Consider the following 25,164-nt stretch of genomic DNA (forward strand, 5'->3'; position numbering starts at 1 on the left):
CGAGGTGTCTGCATCGCAGGCAAGCCAGCTCCCACAAGGTTCGGGGCAAGCAACAAACAGTGCAATCACAATAATAAAGGGGCACGCCACGTGACCACGCCAGACCAAGGCTTTGCCGAAATTACCAATCGCGAGTTGGGCCTCAGGCGCCAGCTCACTTCCGGCCAGATGAGCATGATCGCCATCGGTGGCGCCATCGGCACCGGGCTGTTCATGGGCAGCGCCTACGCCATCGGCTATGCCGGGCCCAGCGTGCTGGTCAGCTATGCCATTGGTGCGCTGATCACCTTGCTGTTGATGGGCTGCCTGGCGGAGATGACCGTGGCGCATTCCACCTCGGGCTCGTTCGGCGCGTATGCCGAGTTTTACGTCAGCCCGCTGGCGGGCTTCCTGGTGCGGTATGCGTACTGGGCGGCGATTGTGCTGGCGGTGGGCGCCGAGGTCACGGCGGTGGCGATGTACATGAAGTACTGGTTCGCCAACGTGCCGGAGTGGGTGTGGATCGTGTCGTTTTCCAGCGTGCTGATCGTGCTCAACGCTATCAGCGTCAAGACCTTCGGCAACTTCGAGTACTGGTTCTCCACGATCAAGATCAGCGCCATCGTCGGCTTCATCATCCTCGCGGTGTATGTGGTGTTCGGCTCCGGCAACCCGGATTACGGTGTGCAGCATTACACCGCCCACGGCGGCTTTTTCCCGAATGGGTTGAGCGGCATGTGGATCGCGGTGATCGTCTCGATCTTCAGCTACCTGAGCGTGGAAATGATCGCGGTGGCCGCCGGTGAAGCAGCCGATCCGGAGCAGGCGGTGAAGAAAGCCTTCCGCGCGACCATCGTGCGGCTGGTGGTGTTCTACCTGCTGACCCTGGCGCTGATGTTGGCCATCGTGCCGTGGAACCAGGCCGGGCATGCCCAGAGCCCGTTCGTCACAGTGATGCAGACCATCGGCATTCCTGGCGCCACTGGGGTGATGAACTTCGTGATCCTGATCGCCGCCTTGTCGGCGATGAACAGCCAGCTCTACATCACCACCCGCATGATGTTCAGCCTGTCCCGCGCCGGCTTTGCGCCCAAGTCCATGGGCGCCTTGAGCAAGAGCAGCATCCCGTTGAACGCCTTGCTGCTGTCCAGTTCGGGCATCGCCCTGGCGACGCTGCTGAACGTGGTGTACCCGGAAAGCTCGTTCACCCTGATGATGGCGATCTCGATGTTTGGCGCGATCTTCACCTGGTTCATGATCTTCCTTACGCACCTGTTTTTCCGCCGCTACCGCCAGCGCCATGGCGGGGCGAAGCTGTCGTTCCAGCTGGCGCTGTTTCCCTACAGCACCCTGCTGGGCCTGGTGTTGATGGGGGCGGTGATGATCACCACGTTCTTCACCGACGCGTTCAAGATGACGCTGGTGTTCGGGGTGCCGTTCCTGCTGATTCTGTCGCTGGTGTACTACGTATTTTTCCGCAAGGGCGCGGCCAGGGCGTCGAACAAGGCCCTGGCGTAACCCGGCAATCGCTCGAACTCGCGGGCACATAACAGCAGCTTGCGACAGGCCCACTCCTCGGTCAGGGGTTGGGCCTTGAAGCGCCGCTCCAACGGCCAGCGTTCCAGCGCCGCCTGGGGCACGATCCCCAGCCCGGCCCCCCGGGCGACCATGCGAATCAACCCGTCAAAGCCGTCCGCGCGGATGCGTGTCTGCAAGCGAAAGCCGGCGTGCAGCGCCTGTTCTTCCAGGTACACCGCCAGCGCGCTGCCGGCGGCCAGGCCCACGTAGTCGTGCTGCAAGCTGTCGATGAAACTCACGGTGCGTTCGGCCAAGGGATGATCCAGCGGCATGATCAGCACCAGAGGGTCGTCGCGAAAGGGCAGGGTTTGCAGGCCGTGGGTGTCCACCGCATCGGAAATAATTCCGAGGTCTGCTGTGCCCTGGCGCAAGGCTTGGGTGATGCGCAGGCTCGGCAGTTCCTGCAGGTCGATGTCGAGGTTGGGGTGCTCGTGCAGAAAATCCGCCAGCAGTTCCGGCAGGTATTCGCTCAGGGCGGTGGTGTTGCACAGCAGGCGCACCTGGCCTTTGACGCCGTTGGCGTATTCCGCGAGGTCTTGCTGCAGGTGCTCGGCTTGCTGCAACAGCAGGCGGGCGTGACGGGCCAGGGCTTTGCCTGCCGGTGTCGGGGTGACGCCTCGGCGGCCACGCTCCAGGAACTCAATGCCCAGTGAAGCTTCCATCGCCCGAATCCGCGCGCTGGCGGCAGCCAGGGACAAATGGCTGCGGCCGGCGCCGGCGGTGATATTGCCGGTGTCGAGGATGTGCAGGTACAGGCGCAGGTCGATCAGGTCAAAGTGCATGGCGAGTTTCCAGGGTGGCTGTGCCGGCCTCATCGCGGGCAAGCCCGCTCCCACTTTGGAATGCGATCACTGTGGGAGCTGGCTTGCCTGCGATGAGGCCATCAGCCTCATGCAAAACAAGAGGCTGCCTCAGTATATGGCGAATTTTCAAGCAACACCCAAGCCCGCAAAATCAACCCATGAATACTTTTCTCGCGTTCTACCAAAACCTCGGTCCGGCCCTGACATTACTGGTGATCGGCACGTTTATGCTGGCCGGCACGGTCAAGGGCGTGATCGGCCTGGGCCTGCCCACCGTCGCCATGGGCATGCTCGGCCTGGCTATGTTGCCGGCGCAGGCTGCCGCGCTACTGATCATTCCGTCCACCGTCACTAACCTCTGGCAACTGGCCTTCGGCGGCCACCTGAGCGCCTTGATCAAACGCCTGTGGCCGATGCTCCTGCTGATTTTCCTCGGCACCGGGCTGGGCTCGTTGTGGCTGGGCATGGACGGCGGGCATTGGGTGGTGCGGGCGTTGGGCGGGGCGTTGCTGGTGTATGCCTTGAGCGGGCTGTTGCTGCCGACGTTCAACGTGAGCCCGGCCACCGAGCGCTGGCTGGGGCCGCTGTGCGGGGTGCTGACCGGGGTCATCACCTCGGCCACCGGGGTGTTTGTGATCCCGGCGGTACCGTATCTGCAAGCGTTGGGCTTGAACCGCGACCAACTGGTGCAGGCGCTGGGGCTTTCGTTCACCGTATCGACCCTGGCGCTGGCGGCCGGACTGTTCTGGCGCGGTAGCCTGGGCGGCGGCGAGTTGAATGCCTCGCTATTGGCGCTGGTACCCGCGCTGCTCGGCATGTGGCTGGGCCAGGCCCTGCGCCAGCGCATCAGCGCGGTGTTGTTCAAGCGCGTATTTTTTATCGGCATGGCCGCGTTGGGTGGGCATCTGCTGATCAGTGGTTAAGAATCTATTGTTGATTCGTGCTTTCCGGTCAAATGTATTTTGCCTGCCCGGCGCTTATTCCAAAGCCCCGACCTCTTTACCCTGCCTTCAGACATTTTTAATCTTTAGGCACCCCCATGAAGAAAGTTCTCCTGCTCAACGGCGGCAAGAAGTTCGCTCATTCCGACGGTCGCTACAACAGCACCCTGCATGAAGCCGCCCTGGCCGTGCTGGACCGTGGCGGCGTCGACGTCAAGGAAACCCACATCGACGCCGGCTACGACGTGGCCGAAGAAGTCGCCAAGTTCCTCTGGGCCGACGTGATCATTTACCAGATGCCCGGCTGGTGGATGGGCGCCCCGTGGATCGTCAAAAAGTACATCGACGAAGTCTTCACCGAAGGCCACGGCAGCCTGTACGCCAGCGACGGCCGCACCCGCTCCGACTCTTCGCAGAAATACGGCAGCGGCGGCCTGATCCAGGGCAAGCAATACATGTTGTCCCTGACCTGGAACGCCCCGCAGCAAGCCTTCGACGACCCTACCGACTTCTTCGAAGCCAAGGGCGTGGACGCGGTGTATTTCCCGTTCCACAAGGCCAACGAATTCCTCGGCATGACCGGCCTGCCGACCTTCCTCTGCGTGGACGTGATGAAGCGCCCGGCCATCGAAGCCGACGTGGCACGTTATGAGCAGCATCTGGCGCAGGTGTTTAACCTGAGTCTGTAATGCAGCTAGTATCCGTGCAGCCGCTATAAAGAGGATTCACGTTGAAAGCCCGATCCGATGAGCTACAGATCTTCGTCTGCGTGATTGAATGCGGGTCGATTTCCGCCGCAGCCGAACAGGTCGGGCAGACGCCTTCGGCGGTCAGCCGCACCTTGTCGCGCCTGGAAGCCAAGCTCGACACCACCTTGATCAACCGCACCACCCGGCGCATGGACCTGACCGAAGAGGGCAAGTATTTCTTCGAGCGGGCCAAGGTGATCCTCGAACAGATGGACGACCTCGAAGAGCGCCTGTCGTCGCGCCAGCAAACCCCGTCGGGGCGCCTGCGGATCAACGCGGCGTCGCCGTTCATGCTGCACGCGATCGTGCCTTACATCGCCGAGTTTCGTGGCCTGTACCCGGATATCCAGCTGGAGCTGAACAGCAACGACCTGATCATCGACCTGCTGGAGCAGAGCACCGACATCGCGATTCGCATCGGTGCCCTGGCCGACTCGACCCTGCACGCCCGCTCACTGGGTTGCAGCCCGCTGCATATCCTCGCCAGCCCGGCTTACCTGGAACAGCACGGCACCCCCGGCACCGTTGCCGAACTGGCCGAACACACCTTGCTCGGCTTCACCCAGACCGAAACCCTCAACCACTGGCCATTGCGCCATGTGCACGGGGATCGCTGGCAGATCCAGCCGGGCGTCGCCGCCTCCAGCGGCGAAACCTTGCGCCAGCTGGCGCTGGAAGGGCAGGGCATCACCTGTCTGTCGGACTTCATGACCGCCCAGGACATCAAGACCGGGCGCCTGATACCGGTGCTGGCCGAGTTCAACAGCGGCTATCGCCAGCCGATCAACGCCGTGTACTACCGCAACTCGCAATTGGCCTTGCGCATCCAGTGCTTCCTGGACTTTATCCAGGGCAAACTGGCCAGCTACGCCAGCTGATTCGTGACCCCAGCGCAAGATTGAATTGGGCAATACGGACTTATTCCGCATGGATAGGTCCGCAATACTGACGCCATCAATTACTCACGCAGGGAGACACCTCCATGAACGTATTCATTACCGGCGCTGCCGGTTTTATCGGCGGCTCCATCGCCACGGGCCTGGTCAAGGCCGGCCATAAAGTCACCGGGTTGGTGCGCAGCGCCGAGCAAGCTGCCGAAATGACTGCATTGGGCATCACGCCGGTGACCGGCACGCTGGATGACAGCGCGCTGCTGACCGAGCAAGCGAAGAAGGCTGACGCGGTCATCAACGCCGCCAGCAGCGACCATCGCGGTGCTGTGGAAACCTTGCTGGCCGCCTTGCGCGGTTCCAACAAGCCGTTCCTGCACACCAGCGGTTCGAGCATCGTCGGTGATGCGTCCGGCGGTAAGTCGAGCGACGTCATCTACGTCGAAGACAACCTGCCCGAGCCGACCGTCGACAAGGCCGCCCGCGTGGCCATCGACAATCTGATCCTGGCTGCCGCCCAAGACGGCGTGAACTCGGCGGTGATCTGCAACACCCTGATCTACGGCCACAGCCTGGGCGTGAAGCGCGACAGCGTGCAATTGCCGCGCTTGCTCAAGCAGGCGCGCAAGAGCGGCGTAGTGCGTCATGTGGGCACTGGCCAGAACATCTGGTCCAACGTGCACATCGAAGACGTGGTGGCGCTGTACCTGCTGGCGCTGGAAAAGAATGTGCCGGGTACGTTCTACTTTGTGGAGAGTGGCGAAGCGGCGTTTGTCGACATGACCACCGCGATTGCCGAAGCGCTGAAACTGGGCAAGCCACAGGATTGGCCATTGGCGGATGCCGAGGCCGAGTGGGGCTATGAAATGGCCAACTATGGCCTGGGCTCCAACAGCCGGGTGCGTGGCAAGCATGCGCGGGAATTGCTCGGGTGGGCGCCGAAGCGGACCTCTGTAGTCGAGTGGATTCGCAACGAGATGGTGTGATGTTCGCTTGAAACCGAGTTGAGCCCATCGCGGGCAAGCCCGGCTCCCACATTTGATCGCATTCCAAAGTTGGAACTCGGTTAAGTGTGGGAGCGGGCTTGCTCGCGAAAGGGGCGACTCGGTCCCATTGTCTTACCCAACACTAGCCCCACCTCGCCCAATTCCGTACCATCCCCAGCCTTATCCCCCGCGACTCCCCGGTACTTCAATGAACCTCACCCGTCTGCGCGCCGACACCCTGGCCGGACTCACCACGTCTTTTGCCTTGCTGCCCGAATGCATCGCCTTCGCCCTGGTCGCCCACCTCAACCCGCTGATGGGCCTTTACGGCGCGTTCATCATCTGCACCCTCACCGCGCTGTTCGGCGGCCGGCCGGGCATGGTCTCCGGTGCCGCCGGCTCGATGGCGGTGGTGATCGTTGCACTGGTGGTGCAGCACGGTGTGCAGTACCTGCTGGCCACGGTGCTGCTGGGCGGGTTGATCATGGTTGCCTTCGGCCTGTTGCGCCTGGGCAAGCTGGTGCGCATGGTGCCGCACTCGGTAATGCTCGGGTTCGTTAACGGCCTGGCGATCATCATTGCCCTGGCGCAGTTGGAGCACTTCAAGAGCGGTGACACCTGGCTCAGCGGCACGCCGCTGTACGTGATGACCGGGCTGGTTGCGGCAACCATGGCCATTGTCTACCTGCTGCCGCGCCTGACCCGCGCCGTGCCGCCGGCCCTGGTGGCGATCCTCGGCGTGGGCCTGGCGGTGTATCTGCTCGGCCTGCCGACCCGCACCCTGGGCGACATGGCCCACATCGCCGGCGGCCTGCCGACCTTCGCGCTGCCGCAGATTCCCTGGACCCTCGAAACCCTGCACATCATCGCGCCCTACGCGATCCTGATGGCCATGGTCGGCCTGCTGGAAACCCTGCTGACCCTCAACCTCACCGACGAAATCACCGAAACCCGTGGCTACCCCGACCGCGAAAGCGTGGCCCTGGGCGCGGCGAATATGGTCTCGGGCCTGTTCGGCGGCATGGGCGGCTGCGCGATGATCGGGCAAACCGTGATCAACCTCAGCTCCGGCGGACGCGGGCGCTTCTCCGGGGTATTTGCCGGGGTGATGATCCTGTTGTTCATTCTGTTTCTGTCACCGCTGATCGAGCGCATTCCGCTGGCGGCGTTGGTGGGCGTGATGTTCGTGGTGTCCCAGCAGACGTTTGCCTGGGCTTCGTTGCGGGTGATCAACAAGGTGCCGCTCAACGACGTGCTGGTGATCATGGCGGTGACGGTGATTACCGTGTTCACCGACCTGGCGACGGCGGTGCTCTGCGGGATTGTGATTGCGGCGCTGAACTTCGCCTGGCAGCAAGCGCGTGAGCTGTATGCCGATGAGCATATGGAGCCGGACGGCAGCAAACTCTATCGGGTGCACGGCACGCTGTTCTTTGCCTCGACCACGCCGTTCCTGAATCGGTTCGATCCGGCCAACGACCCGGCCCAGGTGACGCTGGATTGCCGTCACTTGAGCTTTGTCGACTATTCAGCGATTGCCGCCTTGATGACCCTGCGGGAGCGGTACACCAAGGCCGGCAAGCATCTGCGGGTGCTGCACCTGTCCGAACGCTGCCGCAAACTGCTCAAGCGCGCCCGGGTACAGCACGACTAGTATCACGGCCCGACCAGGTTTTCCAATTCCTGGGCGCGGGTCTGGGTCATGTCCAGCACGCAGCCGGAGCCGTTGACCTGGTCGATGGTGCCGCCGGTGGCCGAGCCGATGAAGCCGCAATTGGCATCGCGAAACTTGATCCACTGGCGTTGCACATCCTGCAATTGCTGCTTGCGGTTGCCTTCCATCGCCGTCATCGCGGTTTTGTAGGCGGTATTCAGGCGCGCGTCCTGCACCTTGGTTTCCTTGGCGTTGCAATCGACCATGTCGGCGGTGGTGTTGGCGCCGTCCATGCATTTTTTCAGCGCCGGGTTCTCGTCGGCCGAGGCCGTGCCGCACAGGGCCAGCAGCAGTGCGCCGGCGGCGAAGGGAACAAGCAGGTGTTGACGATTCATTCTGGGTTTTCCTGGTCATGAGTCGGTGTGCAGTCTAAGACTCGGCCTGCGCAGTTGAGTTTCCAGCCCCGGCAATCTTCATGTAAGAACGCCCCCCGAATTTTCATCCACTGACCCTGGGCATATCCCTGCGCGACAGGGCTTATCCGTGGGCGAAAATTACTTTCATAAAAATTGAAAATCCACCTCGGTAATGATTTATGACTTTCACAACCTATTCGACGTGACCCTTTCCGAGGAGTACCGCATGGCCGCATCACCGGGGTATTGGCTGTTGATCTACGCCGCCATCGCCATCATTGCATTGATCGTATTGATCGCGCGTTACCGGCTCAACCCGTTTATCGTCATCACCCTGGTGTCCATCGGCCTGGCCCTGTTGGCCGGGATGCCGGCGGATACGATCATGGGCTCCTACGAGGCGGGCGTCGGCAAGACGCTGGGGCATATTGCGCTGGTGGTCGCGCTGGGGACGATGCTCGGCAAGATGATGGCCGAATCCGGCGGCGCCGAGCAGGTGGCGCGCACGCTGATCAACCGCTTCGGCGAGCGTAATGCCCACTGGGCAATGGTGTGCATTGCCTTCCTGGTGGGGCTGCCGCTGTTTTTCGAGGTCGGTTTTGTGTTGCTGGTGCCGATCGCCTTTACCGTGGCAAGGCGAGTGGGCGTGTCGATCCTGATGGTCGGTTTGCCGATGGTGGCGGGCTTGTCGGTGGTGCATGCGCTGGTGCCGCCCCATCCGGCGGCCATGATGGCGGTGCTGGCCTATAACGCGTCGGTCGGGCAAACCGTGCTGTATGCGATTCTGGTGGGTATCCCGACGGCGATCATTGCCGGCCCCCTGTACGCCAGGTTCATCGTGCCGCACATTCACCTGCCGGCGGAAAACCCGCTGGAACGCCAGTTCATCGACCGCGAACCGCGCACCCGTTTGCCGAGTTTCGCCCTGACCATGGGCACCATCCTGTTGCCGGTGGTGCTGATGATGATCGGCGGCTGGGCCAACCTGATTTCCACGCCGGGCACCGCGTTCAACCAGTTCCTGTTGTTTATCGGCAACTCGGTGATCGCGCTGCTGGTGGCCACTTTAGTGAGCTTCTGGACCCTGGGCCTGGCCCAGGGCTTCAACCGTGAATCGATCCTCAAGTTCACCAACGAATGCCTGGCACCGACGGCCAGCATCACCTTGCTGGTGGGCGCGGGCGGCGGCTTGAACCGGATTTTGGTGGACGCTGGTGTCACCAATGAAATCCTTGGCCTGGCGCATGCCTTCAACTTGTCGCCGCTGGTGATGGGTTGGCTGTTCGCCGCGTTGATGCGCATCGCCACCGGCTCGGCTACGGTGGCCATGACCACCGCCTCGGGCGTGGTTGCGCCGGTGGCGATGGGCCTGGGTTATCCCCATCCGGAATTGCTGGTGCTGGCCACCGGTGCGGGGTCGGTCATCTTTTCCCACGTGAACGACGGCGGCTTCTGGCTGATCAAGGAATACTTCAATATGACGGTGATCCAGACCTTCAAGACCTGGACCGTGCTGGAGACCCTGATTTCGGTGGTCGCCTTCGGTCTGACTTATGGCCTGTCCTGCATCTTGTAACCCGGAGCCGAACCGATGGACATCCTCTACCAGATCCGCGCCCGCCAGGATTCCTTCAGCGCTGGCGAAGGGCGTATCGCCAAGCTGATGCTGGATGATGTCGGCTTTGCAGCGTCCGCCAGCCTGGAGGCGTTGTCCCAGCGGGCCGAGGTCAGCACCGCGACCTTGTCGCGTTTCGCCCGCAGCGTCGGGTGCCGCGACCTGCGTGACCTGCGCCTGCAACTGGCCCAGGCCAGCGGCGTCGGTAGCCGTTTTCTTGACCCGGCGGGCCTGCCGGAGCAGTCGGCGTTTCACCGGCAGATTCTCAGCGATATCGAGGCGACGTTGCGCCGGCACCTGTCCGGTTTCAACCAGCGCAGTTTTGTCGACGCCGTGAGCCTGCTGGGCCATGCGCGGATGATCCACGCGTTCGGCATGGGCGGGCCGTCGAGCCTGTGCAGCGACGAGTTGCAAGTGCGCCTGGTGCGCCTGGGCTACTCGATCGCCGCCTGCCACGACCCGGTGATGATGCGCGTGACGGCCGCCACCTTGGGCCCGGAGCATGCGCTGATCGTCTGCTCGCTGACCGGCATCACCCCGGAGGTATTGGGCGTGGTGGCGCTGGCGCGTAACTACGGCGCAAAAATCATCGCCATCACCCTGCCGGACTCCCCGCTGGCGCAGCTGGCCGATGTGTTGCTGCCGCTGCAACCGGCGGAAACCAGTTTTATCTACAAGCCAACGGCGGCGCGCTACGGAATGCTGTTGGCCATCGACGTGCTCGCCACCGAGCTGGCCCTGGCCATGCCGGACGACAACCAGGAACGCCTGCGACGGATCAAGCTGGCCCTGGACGATTATCGCGGCGGCCCCGACAGCCTGCCGCTTGGAGATTGAGATGAAATACCACACGCTGATCCGCCAGGCTTTGATCATTGATGGCAGCAACACCCCCGGCTATGTCGCCGATGTGGCGTTGCGCGAAGGGCGTATCGAGAAAATCGGCGACCTGTCCCGGGACAGCGCCGAGCATGAAATCGACGCCACCGGGCGCGTGCTGGCGCCGGGGTTTATCGACGTGCACACCCACGATGACACCGTGGTGATTCGTCACCCGCAGATGCTGCCCAAGCTCAGCCAGGGCGTGACCACGGTGATCGTCGGCAATTGCGGCATCAGCGCTTCGCCGGTGAGCCTGCGGGCCGATCCGCCGGACCCGATGAACCTGTTGGGCAAGCGTGAGGCCTTCGCCTATCCGCGTTTTGCCGATTACCGAGCGGCGGTGGAAAACGCCCACCCGGCGGTGAACGTGGCGGCGCTGATCGGCCACACGGCGCTGCGCAGCAACCATATGGACGACCTGCACCGCACCGCCACGCCCGGCGAAATCGCCGCCATGCGCGTGCAGTTGCAGGAGAGTCTTGCGGACGGTGCCCTGGGTTTGTCCACCGGCCTTGCGTACGCCAGCGCGTTCAACGCCGAGACCGATGAAGTGCTGCAGCTGAGTGAAGAGCTCACGGCGTTCGGCGCGGTGTACACCACCCATTTGCGCAGCGAATTCGAGCCGGTGCTGGAGGCCATGGACGAGGCGTTTCAGATTGGTCGTCACGCCAGGGCACCGGTGATTATTTCCCACCTCAAGTGCGCGGGTGCCGGTAACTGGGGGCGTAGCCCGCAATTGTTGGCTTCACTGGAACACGCAGCGAAGACTCATCCGGTGGGCTGCGATTGCTATCCCTATGCGGCCAGCTCTTCGACCCTGGACCTCAAGCAAGTCACCGATGCGTTTCGCATCACCATCACCTGGTCGACGCCGCACCCGGAAATGGGCGGGCGGGACCTGCAGGACATTGCCGCCGAGTGGGCAGTGCCGCTGATGGACGCGGCCCGTCGCCTGCAACCTGCCGGCGCGGTGTATTACGGGATGGATGAGACCGATGTGCAGCGTATTTTGGCGCATCCGTTGTCGATGATCGGTTCGGATGGTTTGCCGGAAGATCCGTTCCCGCATCCACGGTTGTGGGGCGCGTTTCCACGGGTGCTGGGGCATTTCAGCCGGGACCTTGGTTTGTTCCCGCTGCACACCGCGGTGCACAAGATGACCGGCTTGTCGGCGGCGCGCTTTGGCTTGGCCGAGCGCGGCGAAATTCGCGAAGGGCACTGGGCGGACCTGGTGTTGTTCGACCCGTTGCGGGTGCGGGATGTGGCGGACTTCAAGGCGCCCCAGCGCGCGGCGGAAGGGATTGACGGGGTGTGGGTCAACGGCGTGTTGAGCTACAGCGACGGCCAGCCCAACGGCCAGCGGCCCGGACGATTCCTGGCGCGCAGCGGGGATTTGCGTAAAGGGTTCGCGGCTTTATAGTGGCCGCTCTCAAACACGGAGCAATCACCATGCACTTAGGAAAAGTCACCCCCATTCTGCGCAGTTTCGACGAGGCCAGGACGCTGGAGTTCTACGTCGACTTCCTGGGGTTCAAGGTCGATTGGCAGCACCGGTTCGAAGACAATTTCCCGCTGTACCTGCAGGTGTCGCTGGGGGAATGCGTGCTGCACCTGTCCGAGCACCATGGCGATTGCACGCCAGGTGCGGCGGTGCGGATTCAAGCCCAGGGCCTGGAGGCGTACCAGCAGCAGTTGCTGGCCAAAAACTACCGCAACGCCAAGCCCGGGATTGAAGACACGCCGTGGGGCAGTCGCGAAATGAGCATCAGCGACCCGTCGGGGAACCGGTTGGTGTTTGTTGAGGACGTCAGTGGCTGAGGCTGCGTGCACACATCGCAGGCAATAAAAAACCGCCCGGGTAGGGCGGTTTTTTTTGCAAACCCAGTTAGTGGCTGGGGTTGCGCTTCACCGGAAGCATTGACCTGCCAGCCGGATACTACTGTCGGTTTGGGCATCACGCAAGGCTTGGCGACGCTCGGCATTCTCAGTTTTTTGAGATATGCACTATCAAAAGACGACTGCAAAAATTGGCAATAAATTCCCGGCGCGTTACCGATGGATTGAGCCTCCCTGGTCACACCTTTGAGCGGGATGTTGGTTAGTATCGCCCCCGTTCTGTGTATGTCGTTTGTAGGTGGGCTGGGTACGCGCGCGAATTTATGGACCGAACGCCACGGGCTAGTAATCCGTGCCGGATTCATGCGGGAGGACCCAAAGCCCGGCCGCCTCACTGGAAGCATTGACCTGCATCCGAAGGCTCACGTGTTCCGGTAAGTGTGCTGGAGGTAAGGCCCAACTCAAGGAGGGCCGAGTATGTCCAAGTTTGCACGACGTACGTGGGACCTCGTAGTGAATTCCCTGCGTGTTTATCACGTGTGGAAATTCCTGCGAGACAGCTTCGATGACCGCTAAGGCCTGAGAAGCGGGCCGCCCCGGTTTCGACCGGGGCGGCTTTTTTGTGCCTGGGATTTAAACCCGGAAATGGCTGACCATCTGCTGCAATTGCCCGCCCAGGCGCGCCAGTTCCACACTCGACTTGGCCGTCTCATCGCTGGCCGCTGCCGTCTGTTCCGACACGTCCCGCACGTTCACAATGCTGCGGCTGATCTCTTCGGCCACGGCACTCTGCTGTTCGGCGGCGGCGGCAATCTGCTGGTTCATCGACTGGATGTTCGACACCGTACGGGTGATGTTTTCCAGTGATACACCGGCCTTGCGGGTCAGTTCGACGCTGCTGTCGGTGAGGCTGCGGCTGTTGTTCATCACGGCGGCCACTTGCTGGGTGCCGTTCTGCAAACCGGCCACCAGGCCTTCGATTTCTTCGGTGGATTTCTGGGTGCGCTGGGCCAGGCCCCGGACTTCATCGGCAACCACCGCAAAACCGCGACCGGCTTCACCGGCGCGGGCGGCTTCGATGGCGGCGTTGAGTGCCAGCAGGTTGGTCTGCTCGGCCACGGCCTTGATCACGTCCATCACGCTGCCGATCTTGTTGCTCTCTTGTTGCAGGTGCGTCATGGCGTCGGTGGAGCGCGCCACTTCGGCAGCCAGACGTTCGATCTGGGCGATGGCTTCGGCCACCACCTTGTCACCGGCGCGGGCTTCGCCGTCGGCGGCCGAGGCGGCCTGGGAGGCTTGTTCGGCGTTGCGTGCGACTTCCTGCACGGTGGCCGTCATTTCGTGCATGGCGGTGGCCACTTGATCGGTCTCGATCTTCTGGCTGTTGACCCCGGCGCTGGTCTGTTCGGTCACGGCCGACAACTCTTCGGCGGCGCTGGCGATCTGGGTCACGCCGTCACGGATGCCGGTGATCAGTTCGCGCAGGGTCACGCCCATCCGCTGGATGCCTTGTTGCAGCACGCCCAGTTCATCACGGCGGGTAACCTGCAGGTTGTGGCTCAGGTCGCCGGAAGCGATACGCTCCACCACGGCCAAGGTCTCGCGCAATGGGCGGGTGATCTGGCGGGTGATGATCACGGCGGCCACGATGCCCACCAGCAACGCCAGCAACGTGCTGATCAGTTGCAGGCTGCGGGCCTGGGCGCTCTCGGCGTCACGGCGTTGCAGCTGGATGTCGTACAGCTTGTCGCTGATGGTGACGATATCGGCGCCCTGGGTGGTCATTTCTGCCCGGGCCGAGACGATGTTGGCGTTGGCCGCCTTGTAGTTCTGTACCGCACTGCGATAAGCGCCGAGGGCGGTTTCCAGTGAACCGAGGGCGGTCTGTTGGCTGGCGCCGAATACGGCATGCAGGCCTTTCAAACCGTCGATGGCTTTCTCGATCTGCGCCGCCGCGCGGGCTTCGGTTTCGGCATTGACGTTGCCGGTGTAGCCGCGCACTTCGTAGCGGGCCAACTGGAACTGTTCCTTGGCGGTGGCCACCGCCTCGAACTGGGCGAAGCGTTCGGCGCTGTCGGACATCTGGCGCACGCTGGCGTCCAGGGCGCTGATCTGCGCGTTGGCGATGTCGGCCTTGTCACCCATGACTTGGCGTGAGGCGTTGCCGTTGCGATAAGCCTCGCGCATTTTGTTCAAGGACTGCTGGTAGGCGGTGATGATCGCCTTTTGCTCGTTGAGCAGCTTGAGGTTGTCCGGGCTCTTGAAGCTGTCCAGCAGCTTCTGTTGCTGGGCCGCAAAACTGTCGAGGTTGGTCTGTACGTTTTGCGCTACGGCTTCGTCACCGTTGGCCAGCATGTATTGCAGGCGCACGATCCGCAATTTGGTCAGCGACGCGTTGAGCTGGGTGATGTCGCTCATCCAGTTGCTGCGGTCGATCAGGCCGCCCAGGCTGGTCCAGCCGGTGAGCGCGAGGATTCCGGTGAGCACCAGCACCAGGCCGAAGCCCAGGCCCAGTTTCATATTGACGCTGATATTGCCGAACCAACTATTCATCGAATTCCTCCAGGAACAGATTTGCGTGTGTGTGCTGGAAGAGCGCCCAGCGATGGGTTAGTACGGGTGTATCGGCAGCCCGGGCGAGAGCTGAAACGGTTTTTTCGTGGAGGCAGGATTCACTGATCGTGGCTGACGGACGGTCATTTTTTCCACGAGGGCACCCCCTCCAGGGAAGGGGCGCCCGAGGAGCGTCAGTCGATTTTTCGCATTTGTTTGTGGGTTTCGATAAAGGTCATCAGGTGTTCCTGGGTGGCGAAGCGCAAGTTGTCGAAATGCCAGCGATTGACGTAATACCCTTTGACGTCGCGGCGTAGCGGGGTGTGGATCAATACGCGGTTGCGGTCCATGTGGACGATCTCCTTCGCGTCGTCCGTGGCGCCCTGTATCAGGTAATCGCCAGGGCGCCTCAGGCGCTGTTGCAAGCCGCTCAGCGGGGTGGCTGCTGCGCCGGCTTCGACCGTTTTCCTGAAGTCATAGCGCACCAGCGGCCACTTCTGCTCGGGCGGTAATGTCGCGACGTTGGCGGGCTCCAGCGCAAACCCTTTGCCTGAGCCAGGCGGTACATCCGCAAGCAGCAGGCTGATGCCTTTGTTGAGGTCAGCGACCCCCGGCACACCGTGGTAGGTGTGAAGGTGTGTCTCGCCCACCAGCGCCAGCCACTTGTGCGGGCCGGCGCGCAACTGATCGGCTTTGATCACTTGCGTCGCAAAGTAGTTGAACATTGAGGTTCGAGTCGGGCGCACCCCGTCCACCCGCAAACTGGCGATGCAGTCCAGGGCGCGGATGCGTACTTTGTGCTTGATGGCCACTTGCACCAGGCTGGAGAAGTTATGAGGGCTGCTGGCGGGCACGCCGTGGCCGGTGTCCAGTGCGTGCAGATAGGCCCTCAGCTCGTTCGTCAGGATCCCGGTGCTGTGGGCAATATCCAGGTCGGCCTGATGCAGCTCGGTGGTGAGTTGCTCCAGGTACAGCGTCTTGACGTTGCGTTGGCCCGTCATGTGCTCCATGTGATTGCTCAGGAACGCTTTGCTCGATGTCGCACCGTGGGACTCACCCACCACCAGGCCGTCGGCGCTCTCCAGTACCTGATCAATAAAGGCTTTTTCGTCGAGGGTTTCGGCGATCTCGGGCAGGGCGACGCGGGCAGGCGGGGTGTGCTCGCTGAAGAACTGCTGTGCGTCGTCCCGCAGTTTTTTGCGGGTGGTTTCGAAGGTCCTCTGTGCGTTTCGACGTACGGCGGCGAGTTCGGGATAGGCGGTATTGAACATCGCTTCCTTGCTGCCCAGTGGCAGTGTGATCTCTTGGGCAAACAGTGGGAGGTGTTCCTCGGGCAAGTCAAAGCGATTGAAATGGCTGTGCTCCGCCGCCGGCCCGGGGCGCGGCGACGGCGGTTCCAGTGCTTGCACGGAGGTGCGTAGCGACAGTTTCAGATCACCCTTGGCCAACGGGTCTCCGGGAATGGCGCCGGCCACGTCGGTGACCAATCGCGTGGGCTGACCGAAGGCGTCATCGACCCGCAACGCAATGCTTTTTTGCAGGTCGGCCATACCCGGCGTGCCCCGGAAGGTGCTCATGCGTTTGTGTTCCACCAGCGCGATCCAGCGCGCACCGGGAGCCTTTTCGATATCGGCGTTGAGCACGGTGTGGGAGTAGTAATTCATCAACGATACGGGACGCGTCGCAGCGGGCCGCGAGTCGATCAGGCCGAGGACGTTTTCCAGGTCGTAGCAGCTGGAGGCATTCAGCGACCTGATCTCGATGCCGTTCTGCATTGCGGCCTCCACCAACTTCCAATAGCCATGCTCACTCTCAGGGTCCATGAAGTGGGCTCGGTCGGTGGACTTGAGATGTTTTTTGGCCTGTTTGGAAATGCCTTTGGAAAACCGCGAGTGGGTTTGCAGATGATGCACGTCGCGCCACAGGTGTTCGATGTAGATCGCCTTGACTTGCAACTCCTTGAGCAGCGGCATGTGTTCGATCAGCAGCTGTTTGCTGGCGATGGAAAAGTACGTTTCGCCAATCACCAGGCTCTGCGCATCGTCGAGCAGCCGTCGCAGGAGGTCGGCGGGGAGAATGTCTTGTGCCAGGTCCAGGGTCTCGACCCGCTTGACCAGGGGCGGCAGTTTTGCAAAAAAATCATCGGCATCACGGGTCAACAGCTGTACCTGGTTCAGGTGCGATTCGAGGGCGGGATGCAACTCGCGCCGCATTGACCAGATCATGTGGGTATTCATCGAGTCGTCCAGGTTTTGTGCCAGGAGGAACATCGCCGTGCGGTCTTCGGACGCCAGGACGCCGGCGACGTTCTCCCCCAGTTTTTCCGGTAGCTCGTAGGGTGTGCGGAGTTTTTCATACTTGGGCGCACCGCCGGCGACCCCGGCGCGCAGCCATTGCCCGTCGGCCTTTTTGCTCACCAGTTTGCCGGTGGAGCGCAGTTGGTCCTGGACGGCGTCATACCGAAACAGCAGGAACCGCCCAAGGCTGTCGGGCGTTTGCGCGGCCCACAACGCATCGCCGCCAAACGCCACCGGCTGCATGCCGCGCAGCGCTGTTGGTTCGGGCGGCAACTGTTGGATCAGTGCCATCGCCTGTTGCTCCCGGGGCAGGCGGGCGATATGGCGCAAGGGTTTGTTGGCGAGCTTGCTGGCCGACAACAGCACCGGCCTAAGGTCGGTCAGGACCGCGCCGCCCGCGTTGAGCAGCGCACTCAGATAGTGGTTCAGGGCCGCTTGGGTGTCGCCGCGATTGTAGGCATGCAGGGCCAGCATGGCGTCCTTGAAAACCAGCAGCGTACCCAGCGCCAGGCTCAGGACCGGAAACGGAATCGTGGCGATGGCTATGGTCAGTTCGGCGATCAGGATAACCAGCTCCATGATCATTTCGAGCCGGCTGGTGGTGGTGCTCCTGACGTCGTCGAGCACGTGCCGCAGCGGCTTGTCGTATACGTAGAAACGCAGGTCACGCAGGGGTTCGAAGGGGCGGGGTACGTCGAAGACCGGTTTGGAGTAAACGCCGCGCCGTTGGGGCTCCAGGCGGTTCAGCAGGTCGCGCAAGGTTGACTCGAATGCCCTGCGCTCAAGGCTTGCCACGCGCCTGGTGTAGTAGCTGGCCATGCCGTCGACGTTTTTCAGGCGCTCGTTGAATTCTTTTTGCGCGCGAAAATCGATGCCGTCCGGTGATTGCGGGGTGTACAGCAACGGCACGTCATCCAGGTGATGGAAGCGGTAGCAGCCGTCGATGACCTGCCCGCACAGCTCCAGCGGATACACCGGGTACAGCGCGCGCGTGGCAAGACGGCTGTCCCCCAGGCTGTCGATGCTCCTGCTCAGCCAGGCCAGGTCGCTGCGCGCAAGATGACCTTGCAGGCAGCTGACCCAGGCGGCCTTTTTCATGCGCAATTGCGTCAATTCCAGTGCCAGGTTGCGGCGCCACGGGTAGTGAGGCGCCAGGGGATCCAGCAGGGTTTTTTCCACCTGCATGATGTAGCGCGACCCGATCCAGGTACCTCTGACGGATTTGCTCACGGCCTCCGCGTTCAGCCGGCTCAGGTCTACGCCTGGGGGGCCCTTGAACTGCGCCATGGTGTCGGCGGCAGGGTTGAGGAAGCCAAGGCTGTAGTCATAACCGTTGCGGTAAAGGATGGTGTAGGAGACATGCTCGCGGGGCGTGATGACTTGTACCTGATTGGGATCGACTGCCGGTGTGGGGTTGCCGAGCAACGTGTTGAGCGCCTTGTGCGCCGCTTCATACAGGTAGCTGTCGAAGTCCGGAAATTGCTCCGGGCTGCCAGGGCTGGCGCTATAGGCCTGGGCCGCGCCGGCGGCGTCTTCATCGAGGTCGGCGAGTGTCTGGCGATCAATTTTCGGCGCGCGGCTCAACCAGTCCGGGGTGCGGTGCAGGTGTTCATCCGCTTGCATGGCCAGCAGGTTCTCGCTCATTTCCAGCAAACAATCCTGATAGCTGGAGGCCGGGCTGAGGATGATCATCTGATGCTCCAGGGTGTCCGGCCTGAAGCCCAGGGTCGATAGCATGAGGTTGTAGGTGGGGCGGATGCGGCTGACCAGTTGTTCAAGCAGGTACGTCTTCATCGTCACCGGCCGGGTGGGCGACGGCACCTCCTGGCTCCAGCCCAGAATGTGCGCCTGTAATTCCCGCTCGCTGCCAAAGGCCTGGAACTGCTCGGCGCGCGGCGCCTGGGGTGTACACAACAGCAAGCGTTGGGTGGCGCCCTGTTCGTCAAGGTGACGCATCACCCACAGGTCCTTGAGCGGCGCTTCGTGCAGCGCTACGCAACTGGCCTTCAGGGTGGCGGACGGGGTTGCCTTGAGGCTTTCAAACAGCTGGTAATCCGTGGGGCTGATATAGTTTTGCAGCAGGGCACTGTAGGCCAGCGCCTGTAGCCGAGTGTCGACCATGTCTTGCATCGCGCGCTTGACCACTGTGGAACCGAGGGCGCGGGCCTGCTCGTCGGCAAAGTCAAAGCGTGGTTGCAGGGTGTCGAGCAGTTCGGCCAAGTACTGCGGGGTGACGGCGCTGAACTCGGGCGGCAGCGGCTGGCCGGCGTAGGTCAGCCGGGTGTGCTTGAAGAACGCTGAGCCTGGCAGCGTATCGCCGACATGCAGGCCACGCACTGCCAGTGCCGTCAGGGTGTGCTGTTGTTGATAGGAGTTGCCGGACATCAACGGCCGTTCGGTGCTGATCAGCAACTGCTCGGGCACCAGCGCCTGAATGTCCAGCTCCTGATCGAGGCGTTCGAGCAACTGCGCCCGCGCCAGGTGCTCGGGGGACGCCGCCGGCCCCAGCAGCGCCACCAGGTCCTCGCGCGCCTGTTCGTAGGCCTGCGTATGTCGCACCAGGGTCTGGTGTTGCGCGTGGGTGGCGCGGCGAAACCAGTCCGGTGCGGCAGCGTGCAGCAGCTTGTCCAGCAGCTGCTGCGCACGCAGTTCCAGGCGTGTATCGAGGTTCCAGAGTGTGCAGCAGATCGCCTGGTCCATTTCGGCGGTGAGTTGGGCCACGCTGTGTGGCGGCGGGTTGCCGTTCAAGCCCAGCGCAAAGTCGATGTCCAGGCGCTGTTTGGCCTGCAGGGCGTTGTAGGTGTGTTCGGCCAGGGGCATGGAGTCGATGACGTTCAGTTGCAAAGGCCAGAGGCCCGCTGCGCGCAGATGCTGGTCGCGGCGGGGCAGGTGTTGCAGCAATTCCTGGCGCCAGTCGGGATGGTCCATGCGCTCGCGCAGGGCGCGGTCCAGCAGGTTGAGCGAGGCGAAGGCCTCCAGGCCACGGGACGGCGTGAACAGCAGCACGCTGCCGACGTGGGTGTCTCCCGTCAGTAGGGTGACGGGTGTGTGCAAGGCGGTCAGGACAAACGCCCCGGCAAACTCGATGGTGCGTTCGCGGTGGCTGAAGCTCAGCGCATACATCGCGGGACGCAAGGGTGGGCTGCCGGGAATGTTCAGCACCAGGTCACGGTCGCTGGGCAATAGCAGTTGGTCCTCCACCTTGAGGTGGGCCTCGGCTTCCAGCGCGGCCTGATGTTGATCGAGTATCCAGCGCTTGAGTACTCGGCCGTCGGGCACACGTTCCGTCTCCAGTGCCTCGAGTTTTTACGCACGGCGAGATTGATGCGGTTGCGGTTCAACAGGCCTTGGTCGCCATCGAGGACCCACTTGGCAGGCAGGGTGTAGGGCACTTTGGCCTGCTGGAGCAGGCGCTGCGCTTCGTCGGTCAGTTGGGTGTTGAGCTGCTCCATGGCCTGGAACAGCGCAGAGGGCTTTGTCGCCGGTAGCTGGTCGAGTGACTGGCTGGGGGAATCGGAGGGTAGGGTGCTCACGGGGTAAACCTCGGGTGTTGGATAAAACCCGAGGTTGCGGGGTTTGAGCACCCGGCTGGGGGTACTTAGTTAATCCGCTGCCGGCGTCGGCAAAGCCTGGGCGGGCAGCACGGTGAGGATCAGGCGCGAGGCATGGTCGCGGCTCATATGCACGGTGTTGCGGGCCACCCGCGGGTGCTGCGCCTGGCCCTGAGCCTCGCCGCTGTTGGGGTTGACGTCAAAGTGCGGGAAGTTGCTGCTGGCAATGTCCAGGCGCAGGCGATGGCCGCGCTTGAACAGGTTGCAGGTGGCGAAGGGCTCGATCACGACCTTGACCCGCTCACCGGGTGTGAGCAGTGTCGGCTGTTCCCAAGAGTCGCGGTAGCGGGCGCGGCGGATTCCGTCGGTGATGTTCATGGCATAGCCGTCGGGATAGACGTCTACCAGTTTTGCGGTGAAGTCGGTATCCGGCGCGTCGCTGTCGATCCACAGCTCGATCTGCAACGGGCCGGCGACGACCAGGTCTTCGGCAAGGGGCGGCGTCTGAAAACTCAGAATGTCCTCGCGCTCGTTCAGCGGGCGGTTATCACCCCGCGTGCCGAAAAAATCAGCGCGCTCGCGTTGGTCGAACGCGCCGCCGACGAACACCGGGCTACCCGAGGTCAGTGCGCCACCGAGGGTCGGCACGGGGTTGGCGGGGTCGGCGTGGTAACTCAGTTGCCCCTCATCGTTACGTGGGCAGGTGTCTGTCAGCCGGCGGTCTTCCTGTAAATAGAGGGTCAACGCTTGGCTGCCGTGCAGCGGCCATTGGCGGCTTTCGAGCCAGCGGCCACCGTGTTGCAGGCGGCCCTGTTCGTCCCGCGCGCCGGTGCCGCCGCCCATCAAAAACACCTTCACGGGCGCCGGAGCCGGCAGTGAGGCGTCCTTGAGGGCACGCTCGAACCAGTCCAGGCGACAGCTCAGCCAGTCCCTGGCGACCTGGCCATCGAAGGCGCCCAAGGCGCCGAATTCAACTTCGCCGCTGTGAGTGATGTTGCGATCGCCGTGCAGCCACGGGCCCATGATCAGTTGGTGCCGCGCCTGTGTCCCCGCGCAAAACGCCGAGTAATTGGCCAGGGTCGAACTCACGTAGGCGTCGTACCAGCTGGACATGAACAGCACCGGGATATCCGGCAAATCCTGATAGTGGCCCTCGGCGTAGATTCCCGGTGACTGCCAGTACGGCCCGAAATCACCCTGTGCCCACTGCTCCAGCAAATAGGTTTCGTATTCCGGCACATGGCGCAGCGGCGACTGCCCGGCCTGCCACGGCATGCGGGTGAACCACTGGTGGAGATCTTCCTGTTCCAGCGCCTCAAGGATCGCCGGGTTTGCCAGCACCGCCGGACTTTCCTTGGCCTGGCGCCAGGCCCAGGTGGCTTGCTTGAGCTCGAATGCGCCGCCCTGGCGGATCCCGCATTGGTAGGCATTGGCGAAGCCGCCGCTGTCCAGGACCATGCTGCTCAGGCCGGGCGGATGCAGGCAGGCCATCGCCAGTTGGGTGTGGGCGGCGTAGGACAGGCCCATGCCGCCGATCTTTCCGTTGCACCAGGGCTGCTCGACGATCCAGGCCAGGGTGTCGAACCCGTCTTCGCCCTCGGCGGTGTATTTGATGAACACACCTTCGGAGGCGTAGCGCCCGCGGCAATCCTGGAAGATCGCGACAAAGCCCTGGGCCGTGAACCGCGCGGCCATCTGCTCGCGGGAGATGTGCTGGCCGTCGAGCTGTATTTCCGAGCGCGACGGTTTGCTTTTGTCGTAGGGCGTACGTTCGATCACCACCGGAAACGGGCCTGGACCGGGCGGCAAGTAGATGTCGGTGGCCAGGTGGATGCCGTCGCGCATGGCGATCATCTGGTTGTGCAGCGTCTGCATGGAAAAAACACTCATGGGTTCAATATCCGGTCCCAACGGCAATGGCCAACAGCACCATCGCCAGCACGGCATAGATCAGAAACAGTGGCAGGATGTAGCGCGCCCACTGGCCCCAGCCGACGTTGGCGGTGGCCAGCAGCACCAGCAGGCCGCTGGAGGTCGGGGTGATCATGTTGGTCAGGCCGTTGCCCATCAAAAACGCGAACACCGTGGTTTGCGGACTGACACCGGAGAGTTGCCCCAACGGCCCGAAGATCGGCATGGTCACGGCCGCCTGGCCCGAGGTGGACGGGATCAGCACATCCAGCCCCAGTTGCGCGAAGAACATGCCGTAGGCCGAGACCACCGGGCCGTGATCGCCCACCAGGTTGGCCAGGCTGTTGACGATGGTGTCGAGCACCTGGCCGGTGCTGAGGATGATTTCCACGGCGGTTGCCAGGCCGATCAGCACACCGGCAATCAGCACCTTTTTCATCCCATCGACAAAAGCGCTGGCAGCGGTGCTGGCGCCAAGCCCGGCGATCACCGTGAAGGCCACGGTCAGCAGCAGGTAGAACGCCGACAGCTCGTGGTATTTCCACTCCCAGCGGTTGGAGGCGTACACCAGGAAACCAATGCCGGCGCCGAGTACGATCAGGTTCAGCAGGTGGCGCAGGGGCAGCGGCTTGCGTTCGAAGGTGATCTGCGCGCTGGCATCGAAGCCGTGCTTGCGGATGCTCCACAACACGAATGCGATGCCCACCAGCAGGAACGTGCAGTAGGCCAGGACGCGCATGCTCAAGCCGCTGAAAATCGGCAGCCCCACCATCGGTTGTGCCACGGACAACGCCACCGGGTTGGAGATGGAGGCCAGGTAGCCGATCTTCACCGAGATGGTCACGATGGCCAGCCCGATCAGGTTCGACAGCCCCAGGCGGTTGGCCATGGCCACCATCAGCGGCACGATCAGGATGAATTCCTTGGCCAGGCCCATGAAGGTACTGCCGGCGGAGAACACCAGCATCAGGCTGGGCACCAGCACGTAGATATTGCCCCGGGTCAGCCCCAGCAGGCGCTCAAGGCCGGCGTCGATCACCCCGGCCTTGTTCAGTACGCCGAACATGCCACCGATGAACAGCACCATGAAAATCAGCGCGGCGCGTTTTTCGATGCCTTGTGGAATGGCCATGAAACCCTCCACCAGGGACACCGGCCGGGCGATGGTATCGCCGGCCTTGCGCGGTTCGAGGGAGAACAGTTGGCCGAAGGAATCGTGTTTTTCCAGCACCTGATAGGAGCCCGGCACCACCAGGCCATTCTGGCGTTGGAACTTGCCCGAGTTCACCGCGTAGGTGAAGGCGACGGCCAGCAGCACGATGCTCAACAGGATGATGGCCGGGTTGATCTGCTTGCGCTGCGCGGGTTTTTCCACCGGCGTTTCAGTGGGCGAGTGGGTACGGACGATCTGCGGTTCGGTCATGCTGGTTGCCCCGGTGTGCGCTGTTATTGTTGTGTCGGGTGACACTTGTGGAGCGGACACTAGGGCAAAGTTTTAGCGGCGACAACGTTATGCGCGGGCTGGGTTGGGCTATGCGTTTTGTGCGGCCAGCCGGTGCTTGAGGTGCTCGGCAAACGCCGTCACCACCTTGGACCTGGGTTCATTCGCGCGAAACGCCAGGCCGAACGCATAGGGCAATGCCGGTCGAAACGGGCGGACCACAATCGGCAAATGCATGAAGTGGCTGGCCAGCAAACCATTGACGATCGACACCCCGAGCCCCTCGGCGACAAAGCTGCACGCGGCGCCCACCGAGTGCACTTCGACCCGCACCTGCGGCGTCAGGTTAGCCGCGCGAAACACCTGATTCAACTCGGCCCGCAGCGCCCGTTGCCGGCCCAGCATCACCAGCGGCACGTCCCGCAGGTGTTGCACCTCAATGCAGGCGTGACGGGTCAACGGATGGTCCGCCGGCATCACGCACACGCCTTCGGTTTCCAGCACCGGTTCAATCTCGAAGTCGGGAATCTCGGTGGGCAAACGCACAAAACCGAGGTCGGCGGAGCGGTCGAGCACGGCCCGTTCGATCATGTCGTAGGAACCGGTCAGCAACTCGACGACGATGTCTTCACGGCCCTTGAGAAACTCGGCGACGATCCGTGGCAGCAACTCTTGCGTCATGCTGGTGGGCACCCCGACCTTGATCAGGCTCTTGCGCGAACGGCCCACGCGCATCTCATCCGCCAGGCGCTGGATACGCTGCATGCCGTCCACCAGTCCGGCCACTTCGGTGAGCAGTTCTTCAGCCTCCGGGGTCGCCATCAAGCGGCCCTTTTTGCGCAGGAACAACGCGAAACCCAAGGCCTCTTCCAACTGGCTCAACAACCGGCTGACCGCCGATTGCGACAGGCCCATGCGGGTCGCCGCACCGATGGTCGAACCGGTGGACATGATCGCCTTGAAGGCTTCGAGCTGCTTGAGATTCACCGTGATGTTCCTGTGGTTTGAGGGCTTTGCGCATAGCCTGATGCGCTTCTCGCATAACGTTGCCGGGCGTTCGATCAGCCGTTAGTGTCCGCCGC

General features: G+C 62.7%; 17 protein-coding genes and 1 pseudogene. 10 read left to right on the forward strand and 8 right to left on the reverse strand.

Annotated features, from left to right (window positions below; translation table 11 throughout):
* Positions 1-90: 90 nt before the first annotated feature.
* Positions 91-1,497: an amino acid permease gene (locus tag JFV30_RS32565; protein WP_201126099.1), complete on the forward strand. Its 1,407-nt coding sequence runs from the start codon at positions 91-93 to the stop codon at positions 1,495-1,497.
* Here JFV30_RS32565 and JFV30_RS32570 read toward each other — a convergent pair.
* Complete coding sequence (locus JFV30_RS32570; RefSeq protein ID WP_201126100.1) at positions 1,443-2,339, reverse strand: LysR substrate-binding domain-containing protein; 897 nt, start codon at positions 2,337-2,339, stop codon at positions 1,443-1,445. The genes JFV30_RS32565 and JFV30_RS32570 overlap by 55 nt on opposite strands.
* Positions 2,340-2,518: 179 nt before the next feature.
* Here JFV30_RS32570 and JFV30_RS32575 point away from each other — a divergent pair, with 179 nt between their 5' ends.
* The 5 genes from JFV30_RS32575 (at position 2,519) to JFV30_RS32595 (ending at position 7,580) form a co-directional block, all read left to right on the forward strand.
* Positions 2,519-3,283, forward strand: a complete 765-nt coding sequence (locus tag JFV30_RS32575; protein WP_201126101.1) for a sulfite exporter TauE/SafE family protein — start codon at positions 2,519-2,521, stop codon at positions 3,281-3,283.
* A 116-nt stretch (positions 3,284-3,399) separates the two neighbouring features.
* Complete coding sequence (locus JFV30_RS32580; RefSeq protein WP_201126102.1) at positions 3,400-3,990, forward strand: NAD(P)H-dependent oxidoreductase; 591 nt, start codon at positions 3,400-3,402, stop codon at positions 3,988-3,990.
* A 41-nt stretch (positions 3,991-4,031) separates the two neighbouring features.
* On the forward strand, positions 4,032-4,928 hold the full coding sequence (locus JFV30_RS32585; RefSeq protein ID WP_201126103.1) for a LysR family transcriptional regulator: 897 nt from the start codon (positions 4,032-4,034) through the stop codon (positions 4,926-4,928).
* Between the two features lie 104 nt (positions 4,929-5,032).
* The gene (locus JFV30_RS32590; RefSeq protein WP_201126104.1) at positions 5,033-5,926 is read left to right on the forward strand and encodes an NAD-dependent epimerase/dehydratase family protein; all 894 of its coding nucleotides are present in this window, start codon (positions 5,033-5,035) and stop codon (positions 5,924-5,926) included.
* A 208-nt stretch (positions 5,927-6,134) separates the two neighbouring features.
* Positions 6,135-7,580, forward strand: coding sequence for a SulP family inorganic anion transporter (locus JFV30_RS32595; protein ID WP_201126105.1), 1,446 nt, complete (start codon positions 6,135-6,137; stop codon positions 7,578-7,580).
* Positions 7,581-7,582: 2 nt separating this feature from the next.
* Here JFV30_RS32595 and JFV30_RS32600 read toward each other — a convergent pair whose 3' ends face one another.
* Complete coding sequence (locus JFV30_RS32600; protein ID WP_201126106.1) at positions 7,583-7,975, reverse strand: lysozyme inhibitor LprI family protein; 393 nt, start codon at positions 7,973-7,975, stop codon at positions 7,583-7,585.
* A gap of 193 nt (positions 7,976-8,168) precedes the next feature.
* Here JFV30_RS32600 and JFV30_RS32605 point away from each other — a divergent pair, with 193 nt between their 5' ends.
* Genes JFV30_RS32605 through JFV30_RS32620 form a run of 4 tightly spaced genes read left to right on the forward strand, consistent with a single transcriptional unit; the run spans position 8,169 to position 12,311 of the window.
* Positions 8,169-9,572, forward strand: a complete 1,404-nt coding sequence (locus tag JFV30_RS32605; protein WP_029616051.1) for a GntT/GntP/DsdX family permease — start codon at positions 8,169-8,171, stop codon at positions 9,570-9,572.
* Positions 9,573-9,587: 15 nt separating this feature from the next.
* On the forward strand, positions 9,588-10,448 hold the full coding sequence (locus JFV30_RS32610) for a MurR/RpiR family transcriptional regulator (RefSeq protein ID WP_201126107.1): 861 nt from the start codon (positions 9,588-9,590) through the stop codon (positions 10,446-10,448).
* A gap of 1 nt (position 10,449) precedes the next feature.
* Positions 10,450-11,913 (forward strand): N-acyl-D-amino-acid deacylase family protein, encoded by a 1,464-nt coding sequence (locus JFV30_RS32615; RefSeq protein WP_201126108.1) that lies wholly within the window; start codon positions 10,450-10,452, stop codon positions 11,911-11,913.
* A gap of 29 nt (positions 11,914-11,942) precedes the next feature.
* The gene (locus tag JFV30_RS32620; protein ID WP_201126109.1) at positions 11,943-12,311 is read left to right on the forward strand and encodes a glyoxalase superfamily protein; all 369 of its coding nucleotides are present in this window, start codon (positions 11,943-11,945) and stop codon (positions 12,309-12,311) included.
* Positions 12,312-12,962: 651 nt separating this feature from the next.
* Here JFV30_RS32620 and JFV30_RS33795 read toward each other — a convergent pair.
* The 6 genes and pseudogenes from JFV30_RS33795 to JFV30_RS32645 all read right to left on the reverse strand — a co-directional run bounded on the left by JFV30_RS33795 (position 12,963) and on the right by JFV30_RS32645 (position 25,069).
* On the reverse strand, positions 12,963-13,826 hold the full coding sequence (locus tag JFV30_RS33795; protein ID WP_442962335.1) for a methyl-accepting chemotaxis protein: 864 nt from the start codon (positions 13,824-13,826) through the stop codon (positions 12,963-12,965).
* Positions 13,821-14,882 (reverse strand): annotated as a pseudogene (locus tag JFV30_RS33800) (methyl-accepting chemotaxis protein); the annotation flags it as partial. The pseudogene JFV30_RS33800 and the gene JFV30_RS33795, both read right to left, overlap by 6 nt.
* A 194-nt stretch (positions 14,883-15,076) precedes the next feature.
* On the reverse strand, positions 15,077-20,458 hold the full coding sequence (locus JFV30_RS32630) for a membrane-targeted effector domain-containing toxin (RefSeq protein WP_242487127.1): 5,382 nt from the start codon (positions 20,456-20,458) through the stop codon (positions 15,077-15,079).
* A 323-nt stretch (positions 20,459-20,781) separates the two neighbouring features.
* Positions 20,782-22,605, reverse strand: coding sequence for a CocE/NonD family hydrolase (locus JFV30_RS32635; protein ID WP_201126270.1), 1,824 nt, complete (start codon positions 22,603-22,605; stop codon positions 20,782-20,784).
* A 19-nt stretch (positions 22,606-22,624) separates the two neighbouring features.
* Positions 22,625-24,064, reverse strand: a complete 1,440-nt coding sequence (locus tag JFV30_RS32640) for a YfcC family protein (RefSeq protein WP_010174235.1) — start codon at positions 24,062-24,064, stop codon at positions 22,625-22,627.
* 108 nt (positions 24,065-24,172) lie between these two features.
* Positions 24,173-25,069 (reverse strand): LysR family transcriptional regulator, encoded by an 897-nt coding sequence (locus JFV30_RS32645; RefSeq protein WP_010174236.1) that lies wholly within the window; start codon positions 25,067-25,069, stop codon positions 24,173-24,175.
* Positions 25,070-25,164: the final 95 nt, after the last annotated feature.

The organism is Pseudomonas sp. TH32 (genome assembly GCF_016650855.1).
GTDB lineage: Bacteria > Pseudomonadota > Gammaproteobacteria > Pseudomonadales > Pseudomonadaceae > Aquipseudomonas.

What these genes read in the sequence shown, in the direction of transcription:
- JFV30_RS32580 (WP_201126102.1), top strand. Translation starts at nt 3,400, where the DNA reads ATGAAGAAAGTTCTCCTGCTCAACGGCGGCAAGAAGTTCGCTCATTCC.
- JFV30_RS32575 (WP_201126101.1), top strand. Translation starts at nt 2,519, where the DNA reads ATGAATACTTTTCTCGCGTTCTACCAAAACCTCGGTCCGGCCCTGACA.
- JFV30_RS33795 (WP_442962335.1), bottom strand. Translation starts at nt 13,826, where the DNA reads ATGGGCGTGACCCTGCGCGAACTGATCACCGGCATCCGTGACGGCGTG.
- JFV30_RS32640 (WP_010174235.1), bottom strand. Translation starts at nt 24,064, where the DNA reads ATGACCGAACCGCAGATCGTCCGTACCCACTCGCCCACTGAAACGCCG.
- JFV30_RS32595 (WP_201126105.1), top strand. Translation starts at nt 6,135, where the DNA reads ATGAACCTCACCCGTCTGCGCGCCGACACCCTGGCCGGACTCACCACG.
- JFV30_RS32635 (WP_201126270.1), bottom strand. Translation starts at nt 22,605, where the DNA reads ATGCAGACGCTGCACAACCAGATGATCGCCATGCGCGACGGCATCCAC.
- JFV30_RS32570 (WP_201126100.1), bottom strand. Translation starts at nt 2,339, where the DNA reads ATGCACTTTGACCTGATCGACCTGCGCCTGTACCTGCACATCCTCGAC.
- JFV30_RS32605 (WP_029616051.1), top strand. Translation starts at nt 8,169, where the DNA reads ATGATTTATGACTTTCACAACCTATTCGACGTGACCCTTTCCGAGGAG.
- JFV30_RS32620 (WP_201126109.1), top strand. Translation starts at nt 11,943, where the DNA reads ATGCACTTAGGAAAAGTCACCCCCATTCTGCGCAGTTTCGACGAGGCC.
- JFV30_RS32610 (WP_201126107.1), top strand. Translation starts at nt 9,588, where the DNA reads ATGGACATCCTCTACCAGATCCGCGCCCGCCAGGATTCCTTCAGCGCT.
- JFV30_RS32590 (WP_201126104.1), top strand. Translation starts at nt 5,033, where the DNA reads ATGAACGTATTCATTACCGGCGCTGCCGGTTTTATCGGCGGCTCCATC.
- JFV30_RS32615 (WP_201126108.1), top strand. Translation starts at nt 10,450, where the DNA reads ATGAAATACCACACGCTGATCCGCCAGGCTTTGATCATTGATGGCAGC.
- JFV30_RS32600 (WP_201126106.1), bottom strand. Translation starts at nt 7,975, where the DNA reads ATGAATCGTCAACACCTGCTTGTTCCCTTCGCCGCCGGCGCACTGCTG.